Source organism: Lysinibacillus sp. IITD104, from assembly GCF_036698265.2.
Taxonomy (GTDB): Bacteria; Bacillota; Bacilli; order Bacillales_A; family Planococcaceae; genus Lysinibacillus; species Lysinibacillus boronitolerans.
In genome coordinates this window covers 2,003,630-2,028,577 of record NZ_JBAHYH020000001.1, presented here as the reverse complement: position 1 = coordinate 2,028,577, position 24,948 = coordinate 2,003,630, and the positions used below count along the sequence as shown (strand labels likewise).

At 37.1% G+C, this 24,948-nt stretch carries 24 protein-coding genes; 11 read left to right on the top strand and 13 right to left on the bottom strand.

The window, feature by feature from the left end; genetic code table 11:
- Positions 1 to 615: 615 nt before the first annotated feature.
- Positions 616 to 1,125 (bottom strand): ClbS/DfsB family four-helix bundle protein, encoded by a 510-nt coding sequence (locus V1L66_RS10200; protein WP_016994205.1) that lies wholly within the window; start codon positions 1,123 to 1,125, stop codon positions 616 to 618.
- 606 nt (positions 1,126 to 1,731) lie between these two features.
- Between V1L66_RS10200 and V1L66_RS10195 the strand changes: the two genes are divergently transcribed.
- A complete protein-coding gene (locus tag V1L66_RS10195) occupies positions 1,732 to 2,193 on the top strand; it encodes a DinB family protein (protein WP_016993950.1) in 462 nt (153 codons plus the stop codon).
- Positions 2,194 to 2,658: 465 nt separating this feature from the next.
- On the opposite strand, the gene V1L66_RS10190 is transcribed toward V1L66_RS10195, so the two are convergent.
- Positions 2,659 to 2,820 carry a hypothetical protein gene (locus V1L66_RS10190; protein ID WP_258859190.1) on the bottom strand — a complete coding sequence of 54 codons (162 nt, stop codon included), beginning with the start codon at positions 2,818 to 2,820 and terminating at the stop codon, positions 2,659 to 2,661.
- A 388-nt stretch (positions 2,821 to 3,208) separates the two neighbouring features.
- On the opposite strand from V1L66_RS10190, the gene V1L66_RS10185 reads away from it, so the two are divergent.
- The 3 genes from V1L66_RS10185 to V1L66_RS10175 all read left to right on the top strand — a co-directional run bounded on the left by V1L66_RS10185 (position 3,209) and on the right by V1L66_RS10175 (position 7,698).
- The gene (locus V1L66_RS10185) at positions 3,209 to 4,633 is read left to right on the top strand and encodes a VanZ family protein (protein WP_333003799.1); all 1,425 of its coding nucleotides are present in this window, start codon (positions 3,209 to 3,211) and stop codon (positions 4,631 to 4,633) included.
- Positions 4,634 to 4,858: 225 nt separating this feature from the next.
- Positions 4,859 to 5,383 carry a hypothetical protein gene (locus V1L66_RS10180; protein ID WP_333003801.1) on the top strand — a complete coding sequence of 175 codons (525 nt, stop codon included), beginning with the start codon at positions 4,859 to 4,861 and terminating at the stop codon, positions 5,381 to 5,383.
- Between the two features lie 1,400 nt (positions 5,384 to 6,783).
- Entirely contained in the window at positions 6,784 to 7,698 is a 915-nt protein-coding gene (locus V1L66_RS10175; RefSeq protein WP_333003803.1) for an SAM-dependent methyltransferase, read from the top strand.
- Positions 7,699 to 7,859: 161 nt separating this feature from the next.
- Here V1L66_RS10175 and V1L66_RS10170 read toward each other — a convergent pair whose 3' ends face one another.
- Entirely contained in the window at positions 7,860 to 8,243 is a 384-nt protein-coding gene (locus tag V1L66_RS10170) for a VOC family protein (protein ID WP_333003998.1), read from the bottom strand.
- Positions 8,244 to 8,388: 145 nt separating this feature from the next.
- Between V1L66_RS10170 and V1L66_RS10165 the strand changes: the two genes are divergently transcribed.
- On the top strand, positions 8,389 to 9,582 hold the full coding sequence (locus V1L66_RS10165; RefSeq protein ID WP_052125337.1) for a Ger(x)C family spore germination protein: 1,194 nt from the start codon (positions 8,389 to 8,391) through the stop codon (positions 9,580 to 9,582).
- A 47-nt stretch (positions 9,583 to 9,629) separates the two neighbouring features.
- Here the strand turns inward: V1L66_RS10165 and V1L66_RS10160 are convergent, their stop codons facing one another.
- Entirely contained in the window at positions 9,630 to 10,385 is a 756-nt protein-coding gene (locus V1L66_RS10160; protein WP_036076435.1) for a bifunctional 2-polyprenyl-6-hydroxyphenol methylase/3-demethylubiquinol 3-O-methyltransferase UbiG, read from the bottom strand.
- Between the two features lie 267 nt (positions 10,386 to 10,652).
- Here V1L66_RS10160 and V1L66_RS10155 point away from each other — a divergent pair, with 267 nt between their 5' ends.
- From V1L66_RS10155 to V1L66_RS10145, 3 genes are all read left to right on the top strand, one after another.
- On the top strand, positions 10,653 to 11,519 hold the full coding sequence (locus tag V1L66_RS10155; protein ID WP_333003807.1) for an effector binding domain-containing protein: 867 nt from the start codon (positions 10,653 to 10,655) through the stop codon (positions 11,517 to 11,519).
- A gap of 16 nt (positions 11,520 to 11,535) precedes the next feature.
- On the top strand, positions 11,536 to 12,111 hold the full coding sequence (locus V1L66_RS10150) for a GNAT family protein (protein ID WP_333003809.1): 576 nt from the start codon (positions 11,536 to 11,538) through the stop codon (positions 12,109 to 12,111).
- Between the two features lie 142 nt (positions 12,112 to 12,253).
- The gene (locus V1L66_RS10145) at positions 12,254 to 12,676 is read left to right on the top strand and encodes a hypothetical protein (protein ID WP_312125801.1); all 423 of its coding nucleotides are present in this window, start codon (positions 12,254 to 12,256) and stop codon (positions 12,674 to 12,676) included.
- Between the two features lie 72 nt (positions 12,677 to 12,748).
- Here the strand turns inward: V1L66_RS10145 and V1L66_RS10140 are convergent, their stop codons facing one another.
- Complete coding sequence (locus tag V1L66_RS10140) at positions 12,749 to 13,594, bottom strand: alpha/beta hydrolase (protein WP_333003811.1); 846 nt, start codon at positions 13,592 to 13,594, stop codon at positions 12,749 to 12,751.
- Between the two features lie 626 nt (positions 13,595 to 14,220).
- Here V1L66_RS10140 and V1L66_RS10135 point away from each other — a divergent pair.
- On the top strand, positions 14,221 to 14,706 hold the full coding sequence (locus tag V1L66_RS10135; protein WP_257960826.1) for a tetratricopeptide repeat protein: 486 nt from the start codon (positions 14,221 to 14,223) through the stop codon (positions 14,704 to 14,706).
- Positions 14,707 to 14,743: 37 nt separating this feature from the next.
- Here V1L66_RS10135 and V1L66_RS10130 read toward each other — a convergent pair whose 3' ends face one another.
- The 5 genes from V1L66_RS10130 to V1L66_RS10110 form a co-directional block, all read right to left on the bottom strand.
- A complete protein-coding gene (locus tag V1L66_RS10130) occupies positions 14,744 to 14,959 on the bottom strand; it encodes a DUF3955 domain-containing protein (RefSeq protein ID WP_409072222.1) in 216 nt (71 codons plus the stop codon).
- A gap of 292 nt (positions 14,960 to 15,251) precedes the next feature.
- Complete coding sequence (locus tag V1L66_RS10125; protein WP_333003816.1) at positions 15,252 to 16,295, bottom strand: phosphotransferase family protein; 1,044 nt, start codon at positions 16,293 to 16,295, stop codon at positions 15,252 to 15,254.
- A gap of 13 nt (positions 16,296 to 16,308) precedes the next feature.
- Positions 16,309 to 17,085 carry an SDR family oxidoreductase gene (locus tag V1L66_RS10120; RefSeq protein ID WP_258860562.1) on the bottom strand — a complete coding sequence of 259 codons (777 nt, stop codon included), beginning with the start codon at positions 17,083 to 17,085 and terminating at the stop codon, positions 16,309 to 16,311.
- Entirely contained in the window at positions 17,082 to 18,317 is a 1,236-nt protein-coding gene (locus tag V1L66_RS10115) for an acyl-CoA dehydrogenase family protein (protein WP_312127341.1), read from the bottom strand. Before V1L66_RS10115 ends, V1L66_RS10120 begins: the two co-directional genes overlap by 4 nt.
- Positions 18,318 to 18,462: 145 nt before the next feature.
- Entirely contained in the window at positions 18,463 to 19,356 is an 894-nt protein-coding gene (locus V1L66_RS10110) for a LysR family transcriptional regulator (protein WP_333003819.1), read from the bottom strand.
- Positions 19,357 to 19,496: 140 nt separating this feature from the next.
- Here V1L66_RS10110 and hutG point away from each other — a divergent pair, with 140 nt between their 5' ends.
- Both hutG and gltS read left to right on the top strand, forming a co-directional pair.
- Positions 19,497 to 20,462, top strand: coding sequence for a formimidoylglutamase (gene hutG, locus V1L66_RS10105; RefSeq protein ID WP_333003820.1), 966 nt, complete (start codon positions 19,497 to 19,499; stop codon positions 20,460 to 20,462).
- Positions 20,459 to 21,643 carry a sodium/glutamate symporter gene (gltS, locus tag V1L66_RS10100; protein ID WP_333003822.1) on the top strand — a complete coding sequence of 395 codons (1,185 nt, stop codon included), beginning with the start codon at positions 20,459 to 20,461 and terminating at the stop codon, positions 21,641 to 21,643. The genes hutG and gltS overlap by 4 nt, the downstream gene beginning before the upstream one ends.
- A 48-nt stretch (positions 21,644 to 21,691) precedes the next feature.
- Here the strand turns inward: gltS and V1L66_RS10095 are convergent, their stop codons facing one another.
- The 3 genes from V1L66_RS10095 to V1L66_RS10085 form a co-directional block, all read right to left on the bottom strand.
- Entirely contained in the window at positions 21,692 to 22,954 is a 1,263-nt protein-coding gene (locus tag V1L66_RS10095; protein ID WP_333003823.1) for a polysaccharide deacetylase family protein, read from the bottom strand.
- 458 nt (positions 22,955 to 23,412) lie between these two features.
- The gene (locus tag V1L66_RS10090) at positions 23,413 to 24,249 is read right to left on the bottom strand and encodes a serine hydrolase (RefSeq protein WP_333003825.1); all 837 of its coding nucleotides are present in this window, start codon (positions 24,247 to 24,249) and stop codon (positions 23,413 to 23,415) included.
- Positions 24,250 to 24,327: 78 nt separating this feature from the next.
- Positions 24,328 to 24,945, bottom strand: coding sequence for a histidine phosphatase family protein (locus tag V1L66_RS10085; RefSeq protein WP_036076450.1), 618 nt, complete (start codon positions 24,943 to 24,945; stop codon positions 24,328 to 24,330).
- Positions 24,946 to 24,948 lie beyond the last annotated feature (3 nt).

Genomic DNA, 24,948 nt, shown 5'->3' with positions numbered 1-24,948 from the left:
TATTCAATTACTGTACATCCTTGAAACTATTAGCTTCAGATGTAATTGGTGCTACTACTCCCGCTGAAGCTGTTAATGCATGTAAATACTTAGAGTAATCCCTCCTATTCATGTTTAATAAAGATAAATTCTCAATCCTATTAACAAAATTACTGGTAATTATCAAACAATCCCAAAATATTGTTTAACATAATAATTTTAACAGAAAAATAATAAATACTTTGTTATTTAATATGAATATTCTAAATTCTATGTAAAATAGTACATATTTATCTTTTACAATAGTCATGAGAATAGTAGTTTTCTCATAAATTCTCGTATGAACAAAAGCGCTAATGTACCAGCTCTGGCAGACAAAGAAACCCTTCACTACTTTTGTACAGAAGGATTGAAATGGTCGAGGAGATATAATTACTTAGATGTGGTCAGCTCGTTGAAAGATTGTTTCTTGATTCATTCCTTACCATCTCTCCTTTCCCCAATAATTAATCATTCGTATGAAGCATCGAGATACAATAGCCTTTCATTGCTGCCAAAGTGCATAAAAAAAGCCCTCCATTAGTGGAAGGCTAAAGTAAATCCGTTTGTTTTGTATAGTAAAGAACATCCATTCTTTTAAAGGTTCATCTTCTTCCATTTACGAATTTTGGTTCTGAAGTTTGTAAATGGAGCAACTGAGTTAATATGCACCCATTTCCAAACAGGCCAATTCGCTTGTGTTTTTGCCCATCGTCTTTGATCAACTTCAAATAATTCCTTTTCTGAAAGGGTTTTTAACCACTCACATAAATGATTGACAGCTTCATTAAGCATTGATTGTTGTTCCTTCAAAGAGTACTCTCCATATTGTTTATAAAAAGAATTGTACAATCCACTTAGATTATTCCACTTATAGCCCTCTGCAGGCGTATGTACTTCTTCTCCATGTTGTTCTTTTTGCTCCCACTGAAGCAAAAGATTTATCCAACCAAGTTGATAAGAAAGATTTTCAGACGGCGTTTTATCAACCTCTTTAATCCGTTTGTTTTTCAAGTTTTCTGGTATATCTTTAAATTCTGCAATATATTTTTTATACTTTTCGTTAATCGTATTAATCAATTCTTCTTTGTTGGCATACTGTCTCACGCTATTTCCTCCCTTCCTTCTATTTCATAAGTTTAGCAAAAGTAAATGATTTCCTTCTATAAAATAACGATTTACAATTGCTAAAAAAATAATTTTCCAAAATTGATATTGTCTAACCTTTCGGTGGATGTATAAGCAACCATAATTTACACACACTAACCTTGAGTGTATCACCCATATTGAATGAAACAGGGGTTTTACGGTCTTCATTTCTTATTGTGTGATGTTTAAAAATAGAGGTGCTTAATATGACTACATTCGGAAAATGCTTATATATTTCATTCTTTATTATCATATTTTTATTTACAACTATTTGGAATTATATTAAAAATGGGCATTGGGCTTTACTAGAAAATTTATTCTTTGCCTTTTGGGTAGCCAGTTTCTTATTCATGGCCTTGTTGCTTAGAAGTAAAAAAGATGAATCAGAAAAAGCTGAAAATAGAAGCTGATTTGCCTCTTTTTAGGAACTTTTCAATTGTTAAAACGCTCTCCTATATTTGCTGTAGCTCTAATAAGCTACAGCTTTTTTTGCACCAAATTCATCCGTACATTCCAACTTCAGAATGTTATACTATTTGAAAAATACTTTGGAAGGGAACGTGAATGATGGAAGCTAAAACCATTTTGTTAGATCAACTTTTAGCTAATGCAAATGACCGAAGTTGGTATATCTCATTTTCTGAAGTCGTAGAAGGGCTATCTGAAGCAGAAGCCTTTTGGAAACCCGATTCTTCTAGTCATAGTATGGCTGAAATTGTCCAGCATCTAATCTATTGGAATGAAATTTGGCAAATGCGGTATAGGGAAAATCAAGTGAAGGCTCCTTCGCAAACAAATAATGCGAATACGTTTCTTGTTAAAGATGAAGTAACTTTCTTTGAATTAAAAGAAAAGTTATTACATATCCTGCTTAAGTGGCAAGAATTAATTGAGGAAGAGCAACTTTTATCTATTGTGAATGGGTTTCCTGTGAAAGCGGAGTGGTGGGCCATCATATCTAATGCCGCGACCCATAATGCCTATCATATTGGACAGCTTGCCTATTTACGTAAAATGGAAAAATAGACATTTATATGTTATACTCTTGAAATAGGACTACTTTTAATAGTCCTATTTTTGTTTGCTGCCGCTTATTTAACTCAAATAACACCAAAGGGAGATGCATGTGAGCCTAGAAGAAATTACACAGATCTATTCATTTTACTTCTTCACGACACCAATTTTAGTAAGATTAATTGTATTTAATTTTATTTTTAAAGCCCATAAACATACTATGGTTATTTTATTGGATACTATTGTTTTAGTATCAACCACTATTTGGCTAATATTGATTAGAGATGTCATTTTCCCTTTGCCTTCGTTAACTTTAAATGTATTTAGTGTACTTTACATCCTATTGATTATTGACATTTCTCTCAATTATTATCGCTTAAAAAGGAAGAGCTCCTTGAAGTGAAAAGCCCAATTTATACATAGAAACAAGCTCCAAATAAAAGAAAAAAGCATCTTTTTCAAGATGCTTTGATCTTACTATTGGGGCAATTCTTCTGTTGTTTTCTCAAATTCAAGTATATGTCCATCAACTTTTGCTCTTTCTAGTTCCTCAATAAATTCTTCCTTACGTTCATCAAGTCTGGAGTCAAGTGTGTTTTTATAACCCGGAAATAGATTGTAATCTACTGGTTTCCCCATAAGTTCACCTCTTATTCTCAGCTTTTTTATTTATTATAGGGTATATTGATATTTTCTGACAATTGTTTACGTCAATTTTGATTACAAGGACTGACAAGACAATATAACGGAAGTCTTATAAAAAACGCCTACCTATACTTTATTGCCCATAAAACTATGCTGATAATTCGAAACAGCAAGGTTTGTCTTTGTCTCTAAACGTGCAATTTTCACAAACTTTGTAGATAATCTCCAAACTGTTCCTCACCTTTTTTACGGAAAATTCCCTCAAGTAGATATGCTGCAAAATCTTAAGAAATCTTCATAATTTTTCTCAATAATTATTAATAATTACCATTTACAATAAGAAAAGTCGACAATAGATTAACATAGTTAGGAGCATCTTGTTTTGGGCGTTACAGATATTATGAATAACATTCGGATTTTAATGTTGCCAGTCATCCTTATTATTGGCGCTGAGTTCTTACTTATTGGACTTTATTATTTCCTCTATCATAAAAACCAACAGTCAAATCGAAAAAAAATAAACTTTAAGCAATTGATACTGGGAGCACTCTTTATCGGCTATATTGTATTTGTATGTGAACTAACGATTTTTGGACGTGGTTCTTCTCATTTCATGCAAATGAATCTTCAACCATTCAGTGGCTATATAGATGCATGGAAGAAATACTCGTTACGTGATCTTCAAAATTGTATTTTTAACATTTTAATGTTTGTGCCACTAGGCGTTTTCTTACCTCTACTTTTCACTAAATATAAATCGTTTAAATGGCTTCTTCCTGTAGTGGTAATTGCAACTTTATCCATTGAAACGTATCAAACACTCACAGGAGCAGGGATTTTCGAGCTTGATGATTTAATCAACAACTCGCTTGGTGGGATTATGGGATACCAGCTATATAGACTAGGATCTTCTATTGTTCAGCATAAAAAAGTAAAAATAAAAAGTTTAGTCGGAAATCTGGCCATACCTCTCATAATGGGGGTAATTTTTGTTGGCATGATGATTGTCTACGCTCAGCAGGAATTTGGTCATTTAGCAATTAACGCCTACACGAAATCGAATATGTCGGAAGTTGATGTAACCACCTCATTAGATTTACATGCAACGTCTACCGTTGCCCCAGTGTATAAAAAAATAATGCATACAGATGAAGTTGAGGCCCTGTTGCAAAAGAAATTGGATTTATCAGAGTTAAGTCGGCAGGAAATTAGTGGTGATCGTGAGGTTTTATTAAAAGACAAAGCGGAAAACTCGTATACGTTATTTATTAATTCAGAGGGAAATTGGTTGCTAACAGACGATCTTTATACGCCAGTGCAACCTTCTTTAGCTGTCCAAGAAACACTTGTGAAGAAGGCAAAGAGCATGATGGATGAGCTTTCTCTCCTTCCTAAAGATGGGGAGTTTACAGCTTTGGATAATGGCGTATTTGAATGGACGCTTCCTGACCAAGCTGAATTGAACCAAGATTATTGGCTTGGTGAAGTAGACCTCGGTTTGAAACCAGATGGTAGTATGTATTCATTATCGTATAATATTCATGAGCATCAGTTGATCCGTGAAGTAAATATTTTGTCACCTGCAGAGGTGTATGAGCGAATTAAGCATGGCGAATTTCCACAGATAAAATATAATGCACTCGTAACAGAAGAAGAACTATTGATAAAAAAAGGCGATCAACTTACTGTCGATTTAATAGAGCTCTCGTATATGTATGATACAAAAGATTTCTATCAACCTATATACAGAGTTTCTGGTACATTAAATGGAAAAAGTTGGTTCACCTTGATTCAGGCGAGAAAGTAGCCTTTTCTAATACTGTTAACTAAGGAAAGCCCAGACTTGATACTGGGCTTTCTTTTGATGGGAGTTGAAACAGTTAATTTCTCTTTCAACATCTCAAACTTTGGAATACTGCTATCAAAATAGACACCATCAACAAACTTAATCTGTTGCCTAGGTGTCCGTTCAATTAAAGATAACAGAGTTGAATATACTATTTATATTGAGAGTATAGAGGAGGGTTAGAGAATGTTCGGTAAACTTACATGTCAGGACTGTTGTCCAAATGAAATGAAATATTTTCCAAAAATTGTTGCCCTTCCTGGTCCTGTTGTTCCTGTCCCTTCACCAGATCGAAGTGTTTTAGCGTACGGATCCCTCAGAGGAGATACATTGGGCCTTTTATCGCCTGAGGCAACACCCGTCACTTTCCAAGTGGTTGGTCCGCTATCAAATGTTGCGGTTAGCCCATCTGGGAATGAATTGGTCGTTCAAAATGACGGTGTCTATCAAATCACCATTTCGATCAATGCACAAGCAACTGCGTTACCTGATCCTGATCAACCATTTTTCACAGTTAGCATTACCGTCAATGGGCAACCTATTTTTTTAAACGGCATTGCAGTCTTTAATGTTGTCAATAGAAGTAGCTCAGCCTATGTGGTTCAAGCTACATTAGCTGCAGGCGACTTGGTGGGAGCCAGTGCAGCTTCAGATTCCTTCGTCGCTAGTTATGCTAACCGCTCCTTAACGATTGTTCAATTGAGTGGCTAGATTAAAGAACAGTAGCTCTCATCTCTAAATTTTAGAGATGGGATTTTTTTGTTTTAAAGAGGAGAGTATTCGGCTCCCTTTAATACTTCATTACATATTTCATACTCATTTATCTCGTGACTTCCAAGTCGCATATAAACAAAAAACCAGCTGCTCTCTTTTGGGGAGCACCTGGTTTTATTGTGAAAGTGAATCTTACTAACTAACTTAGTTTTGATTCGTTATAATACTACGACAACTTGAGGCGCTGAACAAGTTAAAATATTTTCCAATAGAATTTTAGTGAGAATTAATGTTTTTTCGAGAAAATAAATCATTCTATCAAATTTTATAGTATTTCTTATTTTCTTTAAATTAAGAAATCATGAAAACTCTTAATTATCTATAGGCGGCTGATGACATAGTCTCTTTTATCCATGATTGTTCCTGTATAGGTAGGATGCCCATTTGCTATTTTCACATAACTAACTGAATGATTTCTGCTAAAGCATGAAATCCACGTCATCATTCTCGCATGATGATTCTGAAAGCAATACAAGCCAGACATAGTCTGTTACAAACATACAGGTCTCTATGGTTTTATTTCTCCCTTTAATAACTATTTCGTGCTATTAATCAAACATGCAGAAGAATCTTAGTCTGCTAAATTAACATGAAACAAAAAGACCAGTCTCTTTTAAAGAGAACTGGTCATTTTGCGTTTAGGTTGAAGACTATGAAAAATCTTCTTTCAAAGATTAACATATTATACTGAACAATATCTGAACACAAAAAAGACTAGATTCTCACATGATGATGTAAGCTCTAGTCTTTTAAGTGAAAGTGAATCTTACTAAATCTTGTCTAGCTTTAGATTCAAATTACAATACGAATGAACAGGCTAAAGGTTTCATAAATTCTTTATTTTTTCGTTAAAATATAGGACCACCAACACAAAAAGACCAGGAACACGAAAAAAATGTGAATCCTGGCCCTTTTGTGAAAAGTGAATGTTACTAGTTTGCTTAAGTTCTTTGTATTCTACTGAAGAGTTAGACGGCTGATGTTTTAAAAAGTTACGCATTCTTAAAAATTTTTTACGCTACAAATTAAATTGCAAAATCAAACACGTCCTCAGCGCCATCTACCATACTAATCTTCTTTATCTGTATCTATACGATGTAGTGTTATAGTGGAATTTTCTAATAGATCTGTAGCAAAAGAGCTTTGATCTTCCTATGCCACTAACAATTACTGCTAAGAGTAAAGATAAGGCTATTTTATTTTTTTCATATTACTCCTCTTTCTCAGCACCTAATACTTGACAAAAAAATATTTTTATGCTAAAATTTATATTAATATTATATATAATAGGATTCTCCTGGCCAGGGGAATCCTATTTTTTGTTAAGGAGTGTTGGTATGAATCAACAGGAATCTAGTATCACTTCATTAGTGGCTGCCTTTAGTAGAGCTTACCATAGCCAATTTGATACACCGAAAATTTTTGATGATTATGTAGCCAAAGAATTGATTTCACAAGAAGAATATCAAAATATCCAAGCTAATATGATACAGGGCATTGAATTTTTTAATAAAGATATCGCTACAAAATTTAAAGACAATTCAAAGGAATTAATAAAATGGATTACACAAGTTCAACTCTCACCAACTCCTTTGGCACGTGCTGCTTATTGTGAAAGGGTCTTGCATAGCGAAATACAACTTGGTGTCGAGCAATATGTCATTTTAGGTGCTGGCTTGGATACTTTTCCGTATCGTCAGCAGCAAGGACAAACCATGCTAGAAATTTTTGAGGTGGATTATCCCACAACACAGGCTTCCAAAAAGAAAAGATTACAGAAAGCTTCTCTCCCCCTCTTGAATCATCTGCATTTTGTATCGATGGATTTTACAAAGCACTTTCAAGCTCCATTATTTGTAGAGCAAGGCTTCCAATCTAAAAAAACATTTTTTAGTCTGTTAGGCGTTTCCTATTACTTAACAAAATTAGAATTAGCAAGCTTACTCAATCATCTATTTACCCTAGTTCCATCAGGAAGTTCCATTGTTTTGGATTATGCTGATGAATCTCTCTTCACGGAAAAAGGACTCTCCAATAGAGTAGAAAACATGGTCAACATGGCCGCAGTTGGTGGTGAACCAATGAAATCATGCTATGCTTATGAGGACATAGAGAGGATGCTAGATCGATTAGGTTTGCTTATATACGAACATCTATCTCCAACAGCGATTCAAGAGCTGTATTTTCAAAACCGAACAGATTACTTATGTGCTTTTGAAACTATCCATTATATGCATATTGTCAAAAAATAGATCCAACTTATTTATTTTTATAAAATTCTTAATTTTCTTTTTATTACCCAGGCAATTAACTATTTCAATATAGAGAATGAGTATACTATAGTAGTGTAAAGCTAATTAGCCTTACACCTCCTAGATTTGTTACTAGGGTCACTGTTAACGCAGTGACCCGCTTATGATGTTTGACAAACACCTAAAGGATTCCCATCAGGGTCATAGAAGGTAAAAAATTTAGTATCCCCTTCTCCTTCTAAAGCCTCGACTTGAACATGATGATCCACTAGAAATAAGTATGTCTCTTCAATATTTTGAGAGAGGAAGTTCACATATTTCCCCACACCAAAGTGATTGTCTGGAAAATGACATGGCTGATGCTCCTTAGCTTTTACTAAGCAAATGACTGTGGGGGATTGTTCAGTAATCTTCATAACTGCTGCGCCCTCTTCTCTATATAGAAGCTTAAATCCGAGTATTTCCTCATACCATTTAGCCGATAATTGGGGATCTTTTATTGGAATAAAAATGGCCTCTACACCTTTAAATAAGGATTGTTTCATTTTTCTTACCTCCATTTCACAGTTTGTGTTCTTCATTTTATTCTCCTTCAAAAAGATTCATTGAGATTTCCATTATTGATTATTTTGCCTGTCTTTTGCTTATCCTTAATAGTATCGGAAATACTTCGCCCTTTTCCTAGAGGAGGTGTCCACCATCAAACACAAGGTATCATTCATCCTATTGCTATTAGTGCTTCTTTTACTGGGTGGATGCTGGAATAAGCGGGAGTTAAACGAATTAGCGATTGTTACGGCTGTTGGAGTTGATAAATCGGACGAGCTATTCGAAATTTCTGTTCAGATTGTTAACCCAAGTCAAGTAGCCTCAAAAAAGGCCTCTAGCAATCAAGTTCCTGTCTATACCTACCATGCAAAAGGAAAATCCTTATTTGAAGCCATTCGAAAATTGACATCGCTGACACCAAGAAAGCCCTATTATGCGCATGCCCAAATTATTATTATTGGTGAAGAAATGGCTAAGGAAGGCATGAATAGCGTTTTGGATTTATTTCAAAGAGACCCTGAGGGACGAAGTGATTTTAACATTATCGTTTCTCATGATTCGACTGCCCAAGAAATATTAAGTGTTTTAACCCCTTTAGAAGATGTTCCTGCAAGTAAAATGTTTAAATCACTAAGGGTTTCTGAAGCAGTATGGGGCGCGACAGAATCTGTTATTCTTGATGATTTAATCCAATCATTAGGTAGTATAGATCATAGTGCCGTCTTACCCTCTATTCATATACATGGTGATGCAGGTGCTGGAGATTTTAGCTCGAATATAGAAAAAATTGATAGCCCTGCACAATTAAAATATGGTGGACTGGCTATTTTTAAAAATTATAAACTTATCGGCTATTTATCCGAACAAGAAAGCAGAGATTATAGTTTTTTAAATAATCATATAAAAAGTACATTTGAAATTATTGCCTGTCCTGAGCAAGGGAAAATCTCAACAGAAATTATTAATTCCTCAACTAAAGTGACGGGGCATTTTCAAAATGATCTACCTTCAATTTCCATCAAACTTGATATTGAACAAAACGTTGCAGAGATAAGTTGCCCGTTGGATTTAACAAAATCAAAAACCATCGATGCTTTAAATAAAGTCACGAGCAAACAAATCAAGGAACGATTAGAAAGAACACTTCAAACGATTCAGCAAACCTATCAAGTTGATCTATTAAAATTTAGTGAAGTACTACATCGTGAAGACTACCAAGCATGGAATCGAATTAAAAAGAACTGGCTAACCCTCTATCCAGAGCTTGCAGTTCAAATTGAAGTCGATGTGCATACAAAAGGAGTCGGAACTGCAACTAAATTAAAACTAGACTAATTCATAAAAATGACCAGTTCTCTTTTAAGGAGTACTGGTCATTTTAATTAACGTACCGCTTCAAATGTTAGGAGTGACGTTTCTTCAGTTGGTTGTTGAAGGAACTTATAATTCGCTGAACAAGTTATATCAGAGAAGCCAACACTTTGTAATAGAAGCTTAAATTCCTCAATCCCATACCAGCGCAATAAAAACTTTTGCAGTTCGGTATCCCTTAATGTACCTTGCTGCCACTTCTCATATTTTAAAACCATCAACGTATATTGCTCCACCCAGTTCATGGCAATCGATTTTCTTTCAAGTGTAATTCCTTCATCTTGTGAAATTTGATGGTAAGATGTCGTAATTTCACCTGTTTTCCAGTCTGTAGGAAGTAATAAATCTACTAGGAGTCGTCCACCAGGAACAAGGTGCTGATACATAGCAGTTAAGGATGCTAGCGCTTCTTGATGATTTTCAATTAAACAAAACGAGCCTGTAGGCATAACAATGGCTTCGTATTGCTGACCTAAGGTGAATTGGCTAATATTTCCCTCATACAGCACTGGCGTCAATCCCCGTTCTTGGCATCTTTTTCGACAGGATGCTAGCATTTCTGGGGAATAATCAATTCCCTCTATATCAAAGCCTTTTTCCAAGAAAGGAATAAAGAAGCGTCCAGAACCAACCCCAGCTTCTAGTATCTTCCCCTTTACACCTTGCAGTCGCTCTAGGTAATATTCAATATCCCCACCAAGGGAATATCCAACTGGTTTCGTAAAATCATAAAGTGCTGTGCTTAATGGTCCATAATTTTTGTACATATTGTCTCCTCCGATTTTTTGCGGAAGAAATCATTTAATCTATTTATTCTCCCGCACCTTTCTTATATTCAATGGGAAAACAGAGCTGACTATCATTATCTATCACTCACTTTCTTGTAAATTTAGTTAAATTATACATTTATTTATTGTTTCAATCAATGTTTCTATTGATTTCCTATACATTACAATTTAATGTACAAATTAGCACAAATTATCAAAAATCCCTTCCTATTAAACAGTACCATTGAGTTAAGAAAGGATGATGGTATGGATTATTTTGAAAGAATTCAAAACGCCATAGAGTTTATTGAGGAAAACCTACAGGAAAAATTGACGATTACAGATATTTCTTCCCAGTCATACTTTTCAGCATTTCATTTCCAACGACTTTTCCAAGCCATTACAGGTTTTTCAGTGCAGCAGTATATTCGCAATAGGAGGCTCTCTGAAGCAGCTTCCTTATTAGCAACAACAACGCAGAATATACTTGAGATTGCAATCAACTTTCAATATGGTTCTCAGGAGGCATTTACACGGGCATTTGTTCAGTATTTTGGTGTCACACCTGCTAAATACCGTAAAGGGGCCAACTCCATACTACTTCAACCCAAAATAAATTTTTTGGATTATAAATTGGAAGGAGAACTCCCTATGCAGCGACCAGAAATACTTCAATTACCTAAAAAACGTATTGTAGGCTATGAATACAAAACGTCCATACAAGACGAACAGTACTATGCAGACATTCCAGGCTTTTATTTAGATTTTGGGCAACAGCAGTATTATGAGCAAATCTCACATAAAGTAGCTCCCAATATGGCGTATGGCATTTCTACAAACTTTCAGGAGGATGGCCGGTTTTCCTTTATTATAGGAGAGGAAGTCGAAATCTTTGAGGAGCAATTAGAGAAAGGCTTTACCCACCTTGAAATTCCTGCTGGTAAATATGCAGAGTTTACATTGAATGGTACTGCGGAAGGAATTCAAAATACAAGACGTTTCATTTACGGCGTATGGTTGCCGAATTCTAATTATCAGCGCGATACGGGTCCTGATTTTGAAATAACCGATGTCATGCAATCTATCTATCCACATGAAATGAAAATGAAAATCTACATTCCCATTAAAGAATAGAAAAGGAGCAAGGTCGATGATTATTGAGACAGTATTTAAGCAGTTCCCTACCCTACATTCAGCTAATTTACAATTTAAAAAAATTGAAGACTCACATGTACAAGAGCTATTTGCTATTTATGATAATGACAAGGTATTTGAGTATTGTGGCATCATCCCAAAACATAACCTTCAAACTGTGCAAAAAATGATTGGCCATTTTGAACGTGATTATATGAAAAAAAGCAGAATTAAATGGGGAATCTTCGAAAAATCACAGAGTGAAAAACTTGTAGGAATTATCGAAGCAATGGACTTTAATCAAAAAGTAGATATGGTAACAATTGGTTACTACTTAGCTGAAGCATTCTGGGGAAAGGGCATTGCATCAGAGGCAGTTGCAGTCATCGTAAAATTTTTAATGGAGGAGGTAAATGTTAATCGAATTCAGGCAGAAGTCATGCCTTTAAATGAACCATCGAAAAAAGTTTTGCTAAAAAATGGATTTTCGAAAGAGGGTCTTTTGAGACAAGCTTCATTATGGTCTGGCAAGGGGGTTGTTGATTTAGAGATATACGGACTATTGAAAGGCGATTACGACTTGAAAGGTTAAACTCTACTAATGAGTTTAGCCTTTTCTTATATTGTACAGATAAATGGACATTTTACCATCTCCCAAAGGGCTCTTTCACATAGACTAGAAATAGATGACTCATGCTAGCAAGACATTGTAATCATAAAGGAGCGTTTTAGAAATGGATGGAAACAGATATTTAACACGAATGGATGGGGAATTTAACAATTATCATAAGTTTTCTAAATGCTATTGTGAATCAAAGAATGTTTACTTTGGTCACTCTCCCAGCGTAGATCATCCTATTATTGAGGAAGATTCTTATAAAATCAAATATTATAATAGTCCCCAATTTGAAAAAAAATATCAGAAACAAAACCAAGTTAAAAATCATTGTCAAAGCTGTATTTGCAGTCACTTAGAAAGTTTTGAACCAGGGACTTTAGTAGATGTATATCTCTCAGACGGCATCCAATTTTTAGGAATTCACTTTATCTATCTTGTCCCGCAAAGCTGCTGTGGATACTTCCTTCAAATCGATGATACAGTACGGCCAGTCATTATGGACTGTCAAAACATTGAGGCAATACGCAAAGCTTGTTGAGATAGTTAATACTTTGGCTCTCCTCTTTTAGATATTAAAATAGGCTGGTTAATTGCATAACCAGCCATTCGACTACCCCTCGTTTATCCATTGAATTAGTTGTTCATTAAAAAATACAGGTTCTTCAAACATAGGATTATGACCACTTTTTTCAAAAATGACTTTCTTTACATGAGGAATAGGGTCCACTGCATCCCATAATGATATAGGGGCAACTAAATAATCATACCTGCCTAGACCTACAAAAATCGGCTTGTTTACTTGATGCATTTGTTGTAAAAGGTTCTGCTCCGCAAAAGCTACACCCCATAGATAATCAATAATTTCCATATTCGGATGAACGTTATCCCACATAGCGGTTGCATTGAACATATAATCATAAAAGCTATGTGCCCCCATACGAATACACATATGAACAAAGCGTCGCTCAGGCTCCTTCTTTAAATCCTGCTCCAACAAGGCTATATCGTGCGCAAATTGATGTTTACGCGCTGTACTTGCATGTGCCTCAAAATAAGACAAGCTTTGCTGCTGTCTTTCTTGACTATTCGTTGTTGCCGTATTTAATAGAACGATTTTTTGAACATGCTGGGGGTAAGCTTTGGCATACGCCATCGCCATAAATGCATGGCCTGAATGCCCTAAAACAATCAAATCATCTAGCTGAAGGATTTGTCTTGCATACTCCATATCCTTCACTATTTTGTCCAATGTATATTCTTCTTGCGTAAATGCTTGAGCTGGCTTACCAAAACCTCGATGATCTAAAAAAATTACCTGGAAATGTTGGTAAAAGTCTTCTGAGAACAGACGTGGATAATAAACACTACTCCCCACCACTAAAATTGGTTGGCCTTGCCCCTTTATACAATAGTTTAATTCAAATCCATCACACATAAGTTTTTGATATGTCATCATCTTCATCCTCTTTTCTATTTTTGTATCATCACTCCCTTTCCTCTTGGTTTTCCCGTGTTTTTTCCATTGAACGCTCTAGCATTCTATCACCTCAGTAGATGTTACTATTTACATTAACAATATCATTCCCACAGATTCCTATCAATGAAGGATCGTGTATACTTAATAAAGGGAGCGTGTCTATAAAGGAAGATCTAATAAGGCGTTTGCGGTCATTTTGATAAGCATCCAACGTTAGTGGGTAAACCTGCAAGTAAATAATAGATGCACAGCAACAACTGCATGCAATTATGTAGCATTCATTGAAACGTTTGGAGGGCATATGCAGGTTTAGCAATTCATGCTTTTTCTAGTGGATCCACTGTAGGAAACGAAAACGTTGTCGATTTAACACTGGATTTTCGCCAACAATATAAAAGAGAGCCTATCTCCAACTACTATTTTAGAAACCAGCTATTTATTTCAATGGATGGTGGGGCTAATCCCATTTTCATCGAGCCATCAGGCCATGTTTTTAGGATCATAATTGTGGAGAAATTAAGCGAATAGCTGATTCATTTGAGTTGTTGATAGAAGATTGTTTTTATGAATGGTATGTTACTTAAGTAAAGAAGAGGTTAAATATAATGGACAAACAATTAGAACACATTCTTACATTAAGAAAAAACGGACAGCTTGAGGAAGCAAATCAATGCATGGTGGCACTGGTCAAGGAACATCCTCAAAATGCTTATTATCAATTTCAATGTGCTTGGACATTTGATTCGTTAGGGCAGGAAAAAGAGGCTGTTCCGCACTATGAAGAAGCGATAAAGTTGGGGCTAGAACCAGAAGTTTTAGTGGATGCCTACCTTGGTTTAGGGAGCACCTATCGGACTATTGGACAATACGAGCAAGCAAAACGGATCTTTGAACAAGCCATTCACGAGTTCCCGAAGGCGGAGCATATCAAGGTCTTCTATGCCATGACACTTTATAATCTTGGCGAACATGCAAAATCAATGGAAACATTATTGAACACGATATTACGCACAACCAATCATCAAGGCATTCAAGATTATAAAAAAGCTATTCACTACTATAGTGATAAGCTAGATCAAACATGGTTATAAAAAACAGGCTCCTATTCAGGGCCTGTTTTTAGCATTATTATACGGAACTATGTTTTTTGAATGAAGAAGATAACGCCATAATCAAGAATGTAAGTATACCGCTAAAGAAAAATAAATAGCTCAATGGAATTAAAAAGAAGTTTTTCTCTACTACCGTACCATCTGCTAGTATCTCATCTCCTAAAATGCCTTTTATAAATAAACAAACGATCCCCATGATCATCGGAATTGTGGCAAGTAAATATTTTTTCATTATTTCTTCCTCCATATTATTAAAACCTTGTTGTTATTGATGATAGCGTTATTTTTATTATAAGTCAATTATTTTTTATCGAAAAACAATAAATTATTATTGATTAACATCTCTTACAAATAAGAACAAACGTTCCCACTCTTTTGATTTCTTGTACGTGATTTATTATGTTTTTTGAGTAAATGTTGTGCGAGTTAGCATAATTAATTATATAAATTAATGTCGGATAATCTGTTATATTGGGCTATAAAAAAAACAGCTACTTTGTTAAAAGTAACCGTTTTTCCATAAACTATATTGATTTAGAAGCTTGTTGTATGAGGGCAGCGACCATTTTATCCATCTGAGCAAAGCGATCATCCTGCGTTTGTCCTTTAACATAGCGATAATAGATTTGCTGACAAATAACGGCTAATTTGAAATAAGCAAATGTACAGTAATAATGAATGGCTGACACATCTCGCCCACTCTTCTCCGCATAACGATCAATAAATTGCTGTCGGGTATAAAAGCCTGGTAATACAGTTACTGGTGGTTCTCCTAGTGCATATAATAGCATTTTCGGGTCATCCGCTTGCATCCAATAGCTCATTGCTACACCAACATCAGCAAGTGGGTCCCCTACCGTTGTCATCTCCCAATCAAAAAGACCAATCATTTCGCTATAGTCCTCAGTGAACATCGCATTATTCAATTTATAGTCATAATGAATAATGGTTGCCTCATTATTGGAGGGAAGATTGTTTTTTAACCACTTTGTTAAAATCGCTACTTCTTTATGTTCTGCGGTTTTTGCTTTTTCATAGCGCTCGATCCAGCCATGCACCTGTCTTTCAAGAAATCCGTCAGGCTTTACCATATCCTTTAACGGTGTGTCCTGATAAGGGATCGCATGTAATGCAACTAAAGAATCAACCATTATCTCGGACAACTGACGTGCCAGTTCCTCTGTTGGCTCTGTGCCTTTTGGAAAATGTGTGTCAAGGACGATACCTTTTTTGCGCTCCATCAAAAAGAAATCACTACCAATAATGTCTCGATCCTCTACATAGACATATGGTTTTGGAACCGATGGTAAAAATGGATGCAGTGCCGATAAAATCGTAAATTCCCGCTTCATATCATGCGCTTTTTTGGCAACTGGTCCAAGCGGAGGACGACGCAGAACAGCTTCAAAATCAGCAATTTTTAAACAATACGTCAAATTGGAATGCCCTGCACTAAATTGTGTGATTTCAAGCCTATCCTGTGGAAGCTCAGGGAAATGGCTCTCTAAAAAGGCATGTAATTTATCTACATCTAAACGTTCACTTGACCTTACTTGCATCGTATCCATTTTCTTTCCCTCCTTAAATAATGGAGCTCATGCCCCCATCTACTACAATGACATCCCCTGTTACATAGTCCGAAGCTGGTGCTGCTAAAAATAATGCTACGCCCTTCAAATCATTTTCTGAGCCTAAGCGTTTTAGCGGTGTAACACCCATCAAATAGTCTTGCCCACGTTCAATTAATACATTGGACATTTTCGTAGGGAAAAACCCTGGGGCAATGGCATTGACATTGACACCGTGTGGTCCCCATTTGACAGCTAAATCCTTCGTTAAAGTGATGACAGCCCCTTTACTCGCGTTATAGGCAATCGTATCCATAAAGGCTGGTAGCGTACCACCTAGTCCTGCGATAGAAGCAATATTAATGATTTTGCCACCTTTCTGCTCTAGCATAATTTTGCCAACTGCTTGGCTGAATAAAAATGTCCCGTTGACATTGACATCAAATACTTTTTGCCAGGCTTCGTAAGGCATATCAATGGCTGGTGTTCCCCATGATGCACCACTGTTATTGACCAAAATATCAATTCTACCAAATGTTGTAATCGTTTGGGCTACCACATTGGCAATATCCTCTGGCTTTGTGACATCACAGGCTAGCGCTAATGTTTGAACACCAAGCTTTTCGAGCCCTGCGGCAACCTCCTCACATGCCTCCACCTTTCGTGAGCACAAGACCACATTGGCTCCTGCCTCTGCAAATCCTTGTGCAATTTGTGCGCCGAGTCCACGTCCACCACCTGTCACAATCGCTGTTTTACCTTTTAAGCTAAATAACTCTAGGACCGTCATTTCACCAGCTCCTCTTGTTTGTTGGCATGCTTTTTCAATTCTAGTTTAGCAATGGTATTACGATGCACCTCATCTGGTCCATCCGCTAAACGTAATGTACGAGAATTCGCCCATTGTGCAGCAAGCGTTGTATCAGGGCCTACCCCAGCAGCACCAAATGCTTGGATAGCTCGATCAATGACTCTAAGTGCCATATTTGGAGCAACTACCTTAATCATAGCAATTTCAGCTTTTGCCTCTTTGTTGCCTACTGTGTCCATCATATAAGCAGCCTTCAATGTTAAAAGTCTTGCTTGCTCAATATCCATCCGTGATTCCGCAATGCGCTCTCGCATTACCCCTTGATCTGCTAGTGGTCGATGAAATGCCTGCCGCGCTTGTACACGCACACACATTTCCTCTAATGCACGCTCTGCGGCACCTATAAGACGCATACAATGATGAATTCTACCTGGCCCTAGTCTGCCTTGCGCAATGGCAAAGCCTTTACCTTCACCCCATAAAATATTTTCTACCGGTACGCGCACATTGGTAAATGTAACCTCACCATGTCCCTCTGGTGCATGATCGTAGCCAAAAGCCGTTAGCATACGCTCCACCTTTACCCCTGGTGTATCCATCGGTACGAGAATCATAGACTGCTGCTCATGGATAGGGGCCGTTGTATCTTTATGCTTGCCCATAAAAATAGCCACTCTACAGCGAGGATCCCCAGCACCGGTTGTCCACCATTTATGGCCATTTAAAATGTATTCATCTCCATCTCGTTCAATGCTCGCCTCAATATTTGTAGCATCACTGGATGCAACGGCTGGCTCCGTCATCGCAAAACACGACCGTAGTTCGCCTCGTAGTAATGGTTCAAGCCACTGCTTTTTTTGCTGTGCCGAGCCATAACGTACTAGTACTTCCATATTGCCTGTGTCAGGTGCATTACAGTTAAACACTTCGGGTGCCAGAAGTGAGCGTCCCATGATTTCACATAAAGGGGCGTATTCTAAGTTGGTTAAACCTGCCCCATATTCACTATCTGGTAAAAATAAATTCCACAAACCTGCCTGTTGTGCCTTCTGCTTCAGCTCCTCCATAATAGGTGGAATCGCTCCCCAACGATCCTCCATTGCCTCGACCTGTGCAGTATAAACGGCCTCATTTGGATAAATGTATTGCTCCATAAAATTCGTCAGCTTGTCCTGTAACTTCACAACTTTTTCACTATAGGAAAAATTCATCGGAAGATACCCCCTTTGCTTGAACTTCGTAAAATGAATGAATGTTCATTTTCATTCTTACAATAAATGTTACCGCTATTTTTCTAGTAAAGCAATGTTCTATTTTTGAATTTTCTAACAAAACGGAAAATTTATTACTATGGACTTACATCGTTTTATTTTCAAAAAACTGTAAAATATCCTTCAATAATTGTCGGATGGCTAAAGGTAAATGACGGTTTTTTAAGTACACTAGATAAACATGCCGATTTAAATTCACGCCCTCAATTTCCTTTTTTACAATCGTCTTTGCAGTCGGACCTTGCAAGTAATTTTCAGGTAATATGGTCACACCTAAATGTTCTCGTACGAGCGATACAGCCGTTTCAAAACGCTCAATTTCAAATTGAATATTGATGCTTTTACCAGCCTGTTCAAATGATGTTAAGATATCTCGTCTTGTTTGAAAGCCCTCGGTACTAATAATAAATGGTTCTTCACAAATATCTGAGATGGTTATAGTATCCTTTTGGGCTAACGGATGATGTAAAGGTAACACTGCAACCAACCGCTCTTCATATAAGGTTTGAACTTCCAACTCTGGATCATCCATTAGCTGATTAGTGATGATTACATGCGTTTTATAGCTTCTCAAGGATTTTTTCACCCGCTTACTGCCTAAAATATCGACTAAATGAAATTTCATTTGAGGATAGTCTTTTTTATAGTTGGCAATTACTTTCGGAAGCCAATGCTTGATCGATTCCATGACCCCAATGGTGATGTCTCTTGTACCGTGAACAATCACTTCATTCATTTCAATTTTCAGCACTTCCATATTTTTCACAATAACTTTTGCTCGTTCAAAAAGTAATTCTCCAGCTTCTGTTAATTGCAGATTTCTAGTATTTCTTTCTAATAAGGGGGAGCCAATCTCTTGTTCTAATTTTTTAATCGCATTACTTAAGGAAGGCTGCGAAATATGCAGTCTTTCAGCGGCTTTCGAGAAATTCATCTGTTCTGAAACAGCGATAAAGTAGTGTAGTTGTTTAATGTCCACCTATAGATACCTCCATTATTTATAGTTAAAAGCTATAGATTAATATTAATTATATATTAGTAATTATAATTATGTGAATATATAATGAATTACAACAATACTTTTTCTACAATAATATTCACAATGGGGTTGATACGTTTATGTACACAATGACAGATCAAAAACAATGGAAAGGCCGAATAGATTCAACGACAAATAAAAGCAGCTTTCGTTTACATCAACAAGTAAAAAGAGTCGCGATTAATGATGTAAGCGCTTCAGATAAGAAAAGTGCTGCACTCGTTGGTTTTATCTGCGATGAAGGGGTACGTCGAAATCAAGGCCGTGTAGGGGCAGCAAATGGTCCCAATGCGCTACGAGAAGGCTTAGCAAGTTTACCGTGGACATTTGAGAACGATCAGCAAATTATTGATGTTGGCAATATCGTTTGTCTAAACCATGCTTTAGAGGAGGCACAGCGTGAGCTTGGTGAAGTCGTAGCAGCAGTACTGCAAAAAAACTTATCATGTGTTGTGCTAGGTGGCGGGCATGAAACGCTGTATGGCCATTATTTAGGCGTTCGTTCTGCCCTACCAAAGGAAGCTAAAATCGGCATCATCAATATAGATGCTCACTTTGATTTACGACCATATGATGAACAATCTTCGTCAGGTACGATGTTCCGTCAAATTTTAGAGCAGGATCCACACGCTGACTATTTTGTTGTTGGTATTCAACGCTATGGTAATACAAGAGAACTTTTCGAAAAAGCTGATGCATTAAATGTGAAGTATGTTTATGAGGATCAAATGACGGTAGCCTACCAACAACAATTAACGGATGCATTACAATACTTTATGGATCAGCATGATTATATTCTTTTAACATTATGTATGGATGTATTGAATGCCGCATTTGCTCCAGGTGTAAGTGCTCCCTCACCGTTTGGGCTTGACCCATCGACTGTGCGCTCTATTTTGCAACAAGTCACTTCACACCCTCACACCCATTCATTTGATATTTGTGAGGTCAATCCGTTATTAGATGAAAACGGACGTACAGTGAAATTAGGTGCCTATTTTGTGTATGAGGCACTGAATAACTTACTTAGGGGGCAAGGTTCATGATCGAAATTAATCAAATTACAACGGTATTCCTAGCTGTAGCACTCTTTGCACTAGGAAGCTTTCTTATCAATAAAATCGGCTTTTTAAAGCGTTTCTGTATCCCAGCACCAGTTGTTGGTGGTTTATTGTTCGCTGCTCTTGCCACCATCTTAAAGACAACGGGTATTTTAGAAATATCACTTGATACTTCTTTACAAAGCTTATTTATGATTACTTTCTTTACGACAATTGGCTTAGGTGCAAGCTTTAAACTTGTAAAGCTCGGTGGTAAATTACTGATTATTTACTGGCTAGCATGTGGCTTCCTAGCGTTAATGCAAAATGTCATTGGGGTATCACTGGCCTCACTTATGGGGATCCACCCTTTAATCGGTATGATGGCAGGAGCCGTTTCTATGGAGGGTGGTCATGGCGCTGCAGCGGCATTTGGCCAGACCTTAGAAGATTTAGGGATTTCTTCAGCTATGACAATTGGTGCGGCAGCCGCAACATGTGGTCTAGTTGCTGGTGGCTTAATTGGTGGTCCAATTGTCAAATATTTAGTAGGTAAATATAATTTAACACCAGATGAACAAGAATCGGAAGAAGTCGAATATGAAAATAAACATGAGCAAATTACATCGGATTCGTTCTTTACACAAGTCTTATTAATTACTTTCTGTATGGCTGTTGGTACGTATGTCGGCACACTATTCTCAGAAGCAACAGGTTTTGTTCTGCTAGGCTATGTAGGAGCTATGTTTGTGGCTGTCTTAGTACGCAATATTATGGATAAATTCAAACCTGAAGCCATTAATATGAAAAGCATCTCATTAATTGGAGATGTCACATTAGGTGTATTCCTTTCCATGGCACTTATGAGTATCAAGTTATGGGAAATTGCTGATTTGGCACTACCATTATTTATCATTGTTTTTGCGCAAGTATTCTTTATTGTTGTCTTTAGTATTTTTGTGCTATTTAAATTACTTGGCAAAAACTATGATGCAGCTGTCATGGTAGCAGGTTTTGCAGGACATGGTCTAGGCGCAACACCAAATGCCATGGCCAATATGTCAGCCGTTGTGCAACGCTTCGGTCCTTCTAAAAAAGCCTTTCTTGTTGTACCGATTGTCGGCGCATTTTTAATCGATGTATTTGGTATTCCTATTATTATTACAACTATTAATTTATTTAAATAAAAAAGAGCTTTGCAGTCGTCCTGAGTAGACAATTGCAAAGCTTTCTTATTATTGTAATATCTCACTTACTGTAACAAATTCATAGCCTTGCTTTTGTAAATAAAGAATGACATTTTCTAAACCATTGGCTGTTGTTTGATGGATATCATGCATAAGAATAATACTACCATCTTTTACAGAGGCTTTGACATACGCTAATATTTTATCTGGATTATGATGTTTCCAATCTAGTGTATCGATCGACCACAAAATCGAGGGGATTGTCATGACAGAACGTACTTGGTCATTGGTCGCCCCATAGGGTGGACGGAAAACGGTTGGATAATGCCCAATGGCTGCATAAATAGCATTACTTGTGCCATTGACTTCTTGTTTAACGCCTGCTATTGACAGAGTCGTTAATTTTTTATGGGTCAAGGTATGATTGCCGATTTCATGTCCTGCTTCATAGACTTGTTTAACGATTGCAGCATTTCTTGATACATTTTTACCTACCATAAAGAATGTAGCCTTGGCATCGTATTTCTTTAACGTTGCCAAAATTTGTGGTGTCACCTTGGCATCAGGCCCATCATCAAATGTTAAAGCTACCCGTTTTTTTGCGCCTTTCGCTACTGGTACACCTTTATTATAAACTTTATTATCTATTAACTGAATATCGGCTAGCTCAGAAGCTTTGACATACCCTTTTTGGTCGCCTGCCTCTACATAAGCCCAACCAGCAAGTGTTATGTAATACTGGACAGTCGTTTTATTGGGAAGTGTACCCAAAACTTCTCCGTTTGGACTAGCTGTTAAACGTAATTCAGCACCAGCAACAGCATTAATTTTTTTCTTCGTTGGAGCTGGTTTTTTTAATGCGTTTGTCGCTACATACCCTATCTCCTCGCCATATTGAACGAAAGACCAACCACCAGGTGCTGTGCCATACACATAAATCATTCGTCCCTCATAGAGCTGTCCTACATGCTGGGCATGTTGACTTGGGGCTGTAAATAATGTTGTACCACCCTTTTGATTCACCAGGTATCCCTCAGACTTCAACTTGACTAAAGCATCAGATGTGACATAGCCCTCCTGCTCTGGCGTTTGAATATGTGTCCATCCTTTACTTGCTTGTGTTACTGAGACAAAGCTTCCTTTTGTTAGTTCACCGATCTCCGCGCTATTCGTAGAAGCTTCTTCATACATAACCGTATCCTTGACTACCTTTTGAATTACCACTGACCCTTCTGCACTTGCTGAAAGTTTCCCAGCCAATATGCACATCATAAACGCCAAAACGATTGCATAGGATAAATATTTTTTCATTGTTCTACACCACCCTTAGATGTCTTCCATGTCTGTTTGCTAAAAAATTGCTAAGATTTAACTTTCATTATAGAGTAAACAACTCTGCCATAAAATAGTAATAATCAACTAGATTCCCTATTACGATGTTGCTACATTTTTATTTTAGTCAATACTTATACATTCCTCCTTCCCTTTTTTCTACGAAACTATGCAGAGATTATGATAATAAAATGATGGTGGCTTATCTTGTAGATTTTTTGTTAGCTCCTATTTTAAGAATTGATCATCTTCATGCTGTTCCGAAGAATAGAGGGTACTATCGACTTAGGTGAGCGGCTTTCTCCTTATTTGGAGCGGTTCATCACCTTAATCTCGTATTTGACGGCTGTTACCCACCACCGTCCTTTAAATATCCCCCTTTCTATTAAGACGCTGGAAACCATGAAAAAGTTGAGGTTTTTTCATTAATTTTCCTCCTATAAAGCTTCGAAGGCAGTTAGGGCATCTTCAATATGTGGGGGTGGGTTCCATAGATAGCTAGGAGCATTGGTTGTAATGAATAAAAATGATTTCCCTTCTTTCTCGATTATGGACGCTAGACACAGTCCTGCTTCTGGGGTATACCCTGTTTTTCCACCTATTATCGGACTGTCTAGACCCGGTAATTTTGTAAATAATGAGTTTGTGATGATTAATTGATTGGGAACATAGGTTGTGTAGCTTTTTGAGGTAAATATTTGATAAAAGATAGGATTTTCTAATGCATATTGCAGAAGCTTGCTAATATCCCGCACGCTGGATACATGAGCCTCATCATGTAGACCACTGGTATTAACAAAATGTGTGTCATGCATGCCTAGTTCTTGCGCCTTGTTATTCATCAACGTGACAAATTTGTCCTCACTGCCAGCGACAGCATCTGCAAGTGTTCCTGTTGCATCGGCACCTGAGGCAAGGAGTGTGCCGTACAATAAATCCTCCATCGTGACAAAATCTCCTGCTTGAAAGCCTGCCATCGAAGCATTTTGTGCCGTATAGTTCGCGATCGTTTGGGGCTCTACAATGGTTTGTGTTTGTAAATTATCTGTCATCTCTATGGCAACGATGGCTGTCATGATCTTTGTTAAGGATGCAGGATAAATAATAGCATCCGCATTTTTTTCGTATAATGCATCGCCCTGTTCATTGAGTAACAAAGCATTTTGACTATGTAATGATGGCAGTTCTAGATGCGTGAATTCATATGTTTTGCTTGTAAAATAAAATAAGAAAACCATGATACAAATACAGCCGAATAACATCCATTTTTTCATAAAAAACGCCTCCTACACATTATAAGAGGCGGCATTTCTGAATATTCCTTGAGAAAAATGGGATGTGCTCAAATATTTTCACAGGTAAAAATCATCATCAACATTTGAACTAATTCTTTTAATCTCTTTATTTGTTAATTTGAATATTACATCTTGAGAAACCTCTAACTTGAGCGTCTCTTCTTTGCTTAGACTCGCATAGACGCCGCGTAAAATACGACCAGTCAAGCCATGCGAGACAACAATCACTTTTGAAAGTGGTTGAATCGTTTCAAGTAAAGCCGTTAATCTGCTTACAACAGCTTCGTAGGTTTCCCCATCTGGTGCACGAAAATACCAATTGAAGGCATCCGTGTTCGTTAACAAGGTAGGCCATTTTTGCTGTATTTCCGCCATGGTTAAACCAGCCCATTGTCCCACAGCAACCTCTGTTAAACGTGGATCCTGCCTCACCCTGTTGCCGTCATAGCCAAGTGTTTCACAAAGTATGGCTGTACTTTGCATAGCTCTTCCCATTGGACTTGATAGGATGGTCCAGTCATCTACATCACCAATGAGTGACTTCAGCATGCGTGCATTTTGCTGAACCTGCTCCCGACCACGCTCAGTGAGTGGGGAATCAAGCTGTCCCTGATATCTCCCTTGCGTATTATAAGTCGTCTCACCATGACGAAGTAAGTAGATCATTTGCTCCATTTT

What these genes read in the sequence shown, in the direction of transcription:
- V1L66_RS10195 (WP_016993950.1), top strand. Translation starts at nt 1,732, where the DNA reads ATGATGGAAGCTAAAACCATTTTGTTAGATCAACTTTTAGCTAATGCA.
- V1L66_RS10190 (WP_258859190.1), bottom strand. Translation starts at nt 2,820, where the DNA reads ATGGGGAAACCAGTAGATTACAATCTATTTCCGGGTTATAAAAACACA.
- V1L66_RS10180 (WP_333003801.1), top strand. Translation starts at nt 4,859, where the DNA reads ATGTTCGGTAAACTTACATGTCAGGACTGTTGTCCAAATGAAATGAAA.
- V1L66_RS10175 (WP_333003803.1), top strand. Translation starts at nt 6,784, where the DNA reads ATGAATCAACAGGAATCTAGTATCACTTCATTAGTGGCTGCCTTTAGT.
- V1L66_RS10170 (WP_333003998.1), bottom strand. Translation starts at nt 8,243, where the DNA reads ATGAAACAATCCTTATTTAAAGGTGTAGAGGCCATTTTTATTCCAATA.
- V1L66_RS10160 (WP_036076435.1), bottom strand. Translation starts at nt 10,385, where the DNA reads ATGTACAAAAATTATGGACCATTAAGCACAGCACTTTATGATTTTACG.
- V1L66_RS10155 (WP_333003807.1), top strand. Translation starts at nt 10,653, where the DNA reads ATGGATTATTTTGAAAGAATTCAAAACGCCATAGAGTTTATTGAGGAA.
- V1L66_RS10150 (WP_333003809.1), top strand. Translation starts at nt 11,536, where the DNA reads ATGATTATTGAGACAGTATTTAAGCAGTTCCCTACCCTACATTCAGCT.
- V1L66_RS10145 (WP_312125801.1), top strand. Translation starts at nt 12,254, where the DNA reads ATGGATGGAAACAGATATTTAACACGAATGGATGGGGAATTTAACAAT.
- V1L66_RS10140 (WP_333003811.1), bottom strand. Translation starts at nt 13,594, where the DNA reads ATGATGACATATCAAAAACTTATGTGTGATGGATTTGAATTAAACTAT.
- V1L66_RS10135 (WP_257960826.1), top strand. Translation starts at nt 14,221, where the DNA reads ATGGACAAACAATTAGAACACATTCTTACATTAAGAAAAAACGGACAG.
- V1L66_RS10130 (WP_409072222.1), bottom strand. Translation starts at nt 14,959, where the DNA reads ATGAAAAAATATTTACTTGCCACAATTCCGATGATCATGGGGATCGTT.
- V1L66_RS10125 (WP_333003816.1), bottom strand. Translation starts at nt 16,295, where the DNA reads ATGGATACGATGCAAGTAAGGTCAAGTGAACGTTTAGATGTAGATAAA.
- V1L66_RS10120 (WP_258860562.1), bottom strand. Translation starts at nt 17,085, where the DNA reads ATGACGGTCCTAGAGTTATTTAGCTTAAAAGGTAAAACAGCGATTGTG.
- V1L66_RS10115 (WP_312127341.1), bottom strand. Translation starts at nt 18,317, where the DNA reads ATGAATTTTTCCTATAGTGAAAAAGTTGTGAAGTTACAGGACAAGCTG.
- hutG (WP_333003820.1), top strand. Translation starts at nt 19,497, where the DNA reads ATGTACACAATGACAGATCAAAAACAATGGAAAGGCCGAATAGATTCA.
- gltS (WP_333003822.1), top strand. Translation starts at nt 20,459, where the DNA reads ATGATCGAAATTAATCAAATTACAACGGTATTCCTAGCTGTAGCACTC.
- V1L66_RS10095 (WP_333003823.1), bottom strand. Translation starts at nt 22,954, where the DNA reads ATGAAAAAATATTTATCCTATGCAATCGTTTTGGCGTTTATGATGTGC.
- V1L66_RS10090 (WP_333003825.1), bottom strand. Translation starts at nt 24,249, where the DNA reads ATGAAAAAATGGATGTTATTCGGCTGTATTTGTATCATGGTTTTCTTA.
- V1L66_RS10085 (WP_036076450.1), bottom strand. Translation starts at nt 24,945, where the DNA reads ATGGAGCAAATGATCTACTTACTTCGTCATGGTGAGACGACTTATAAT.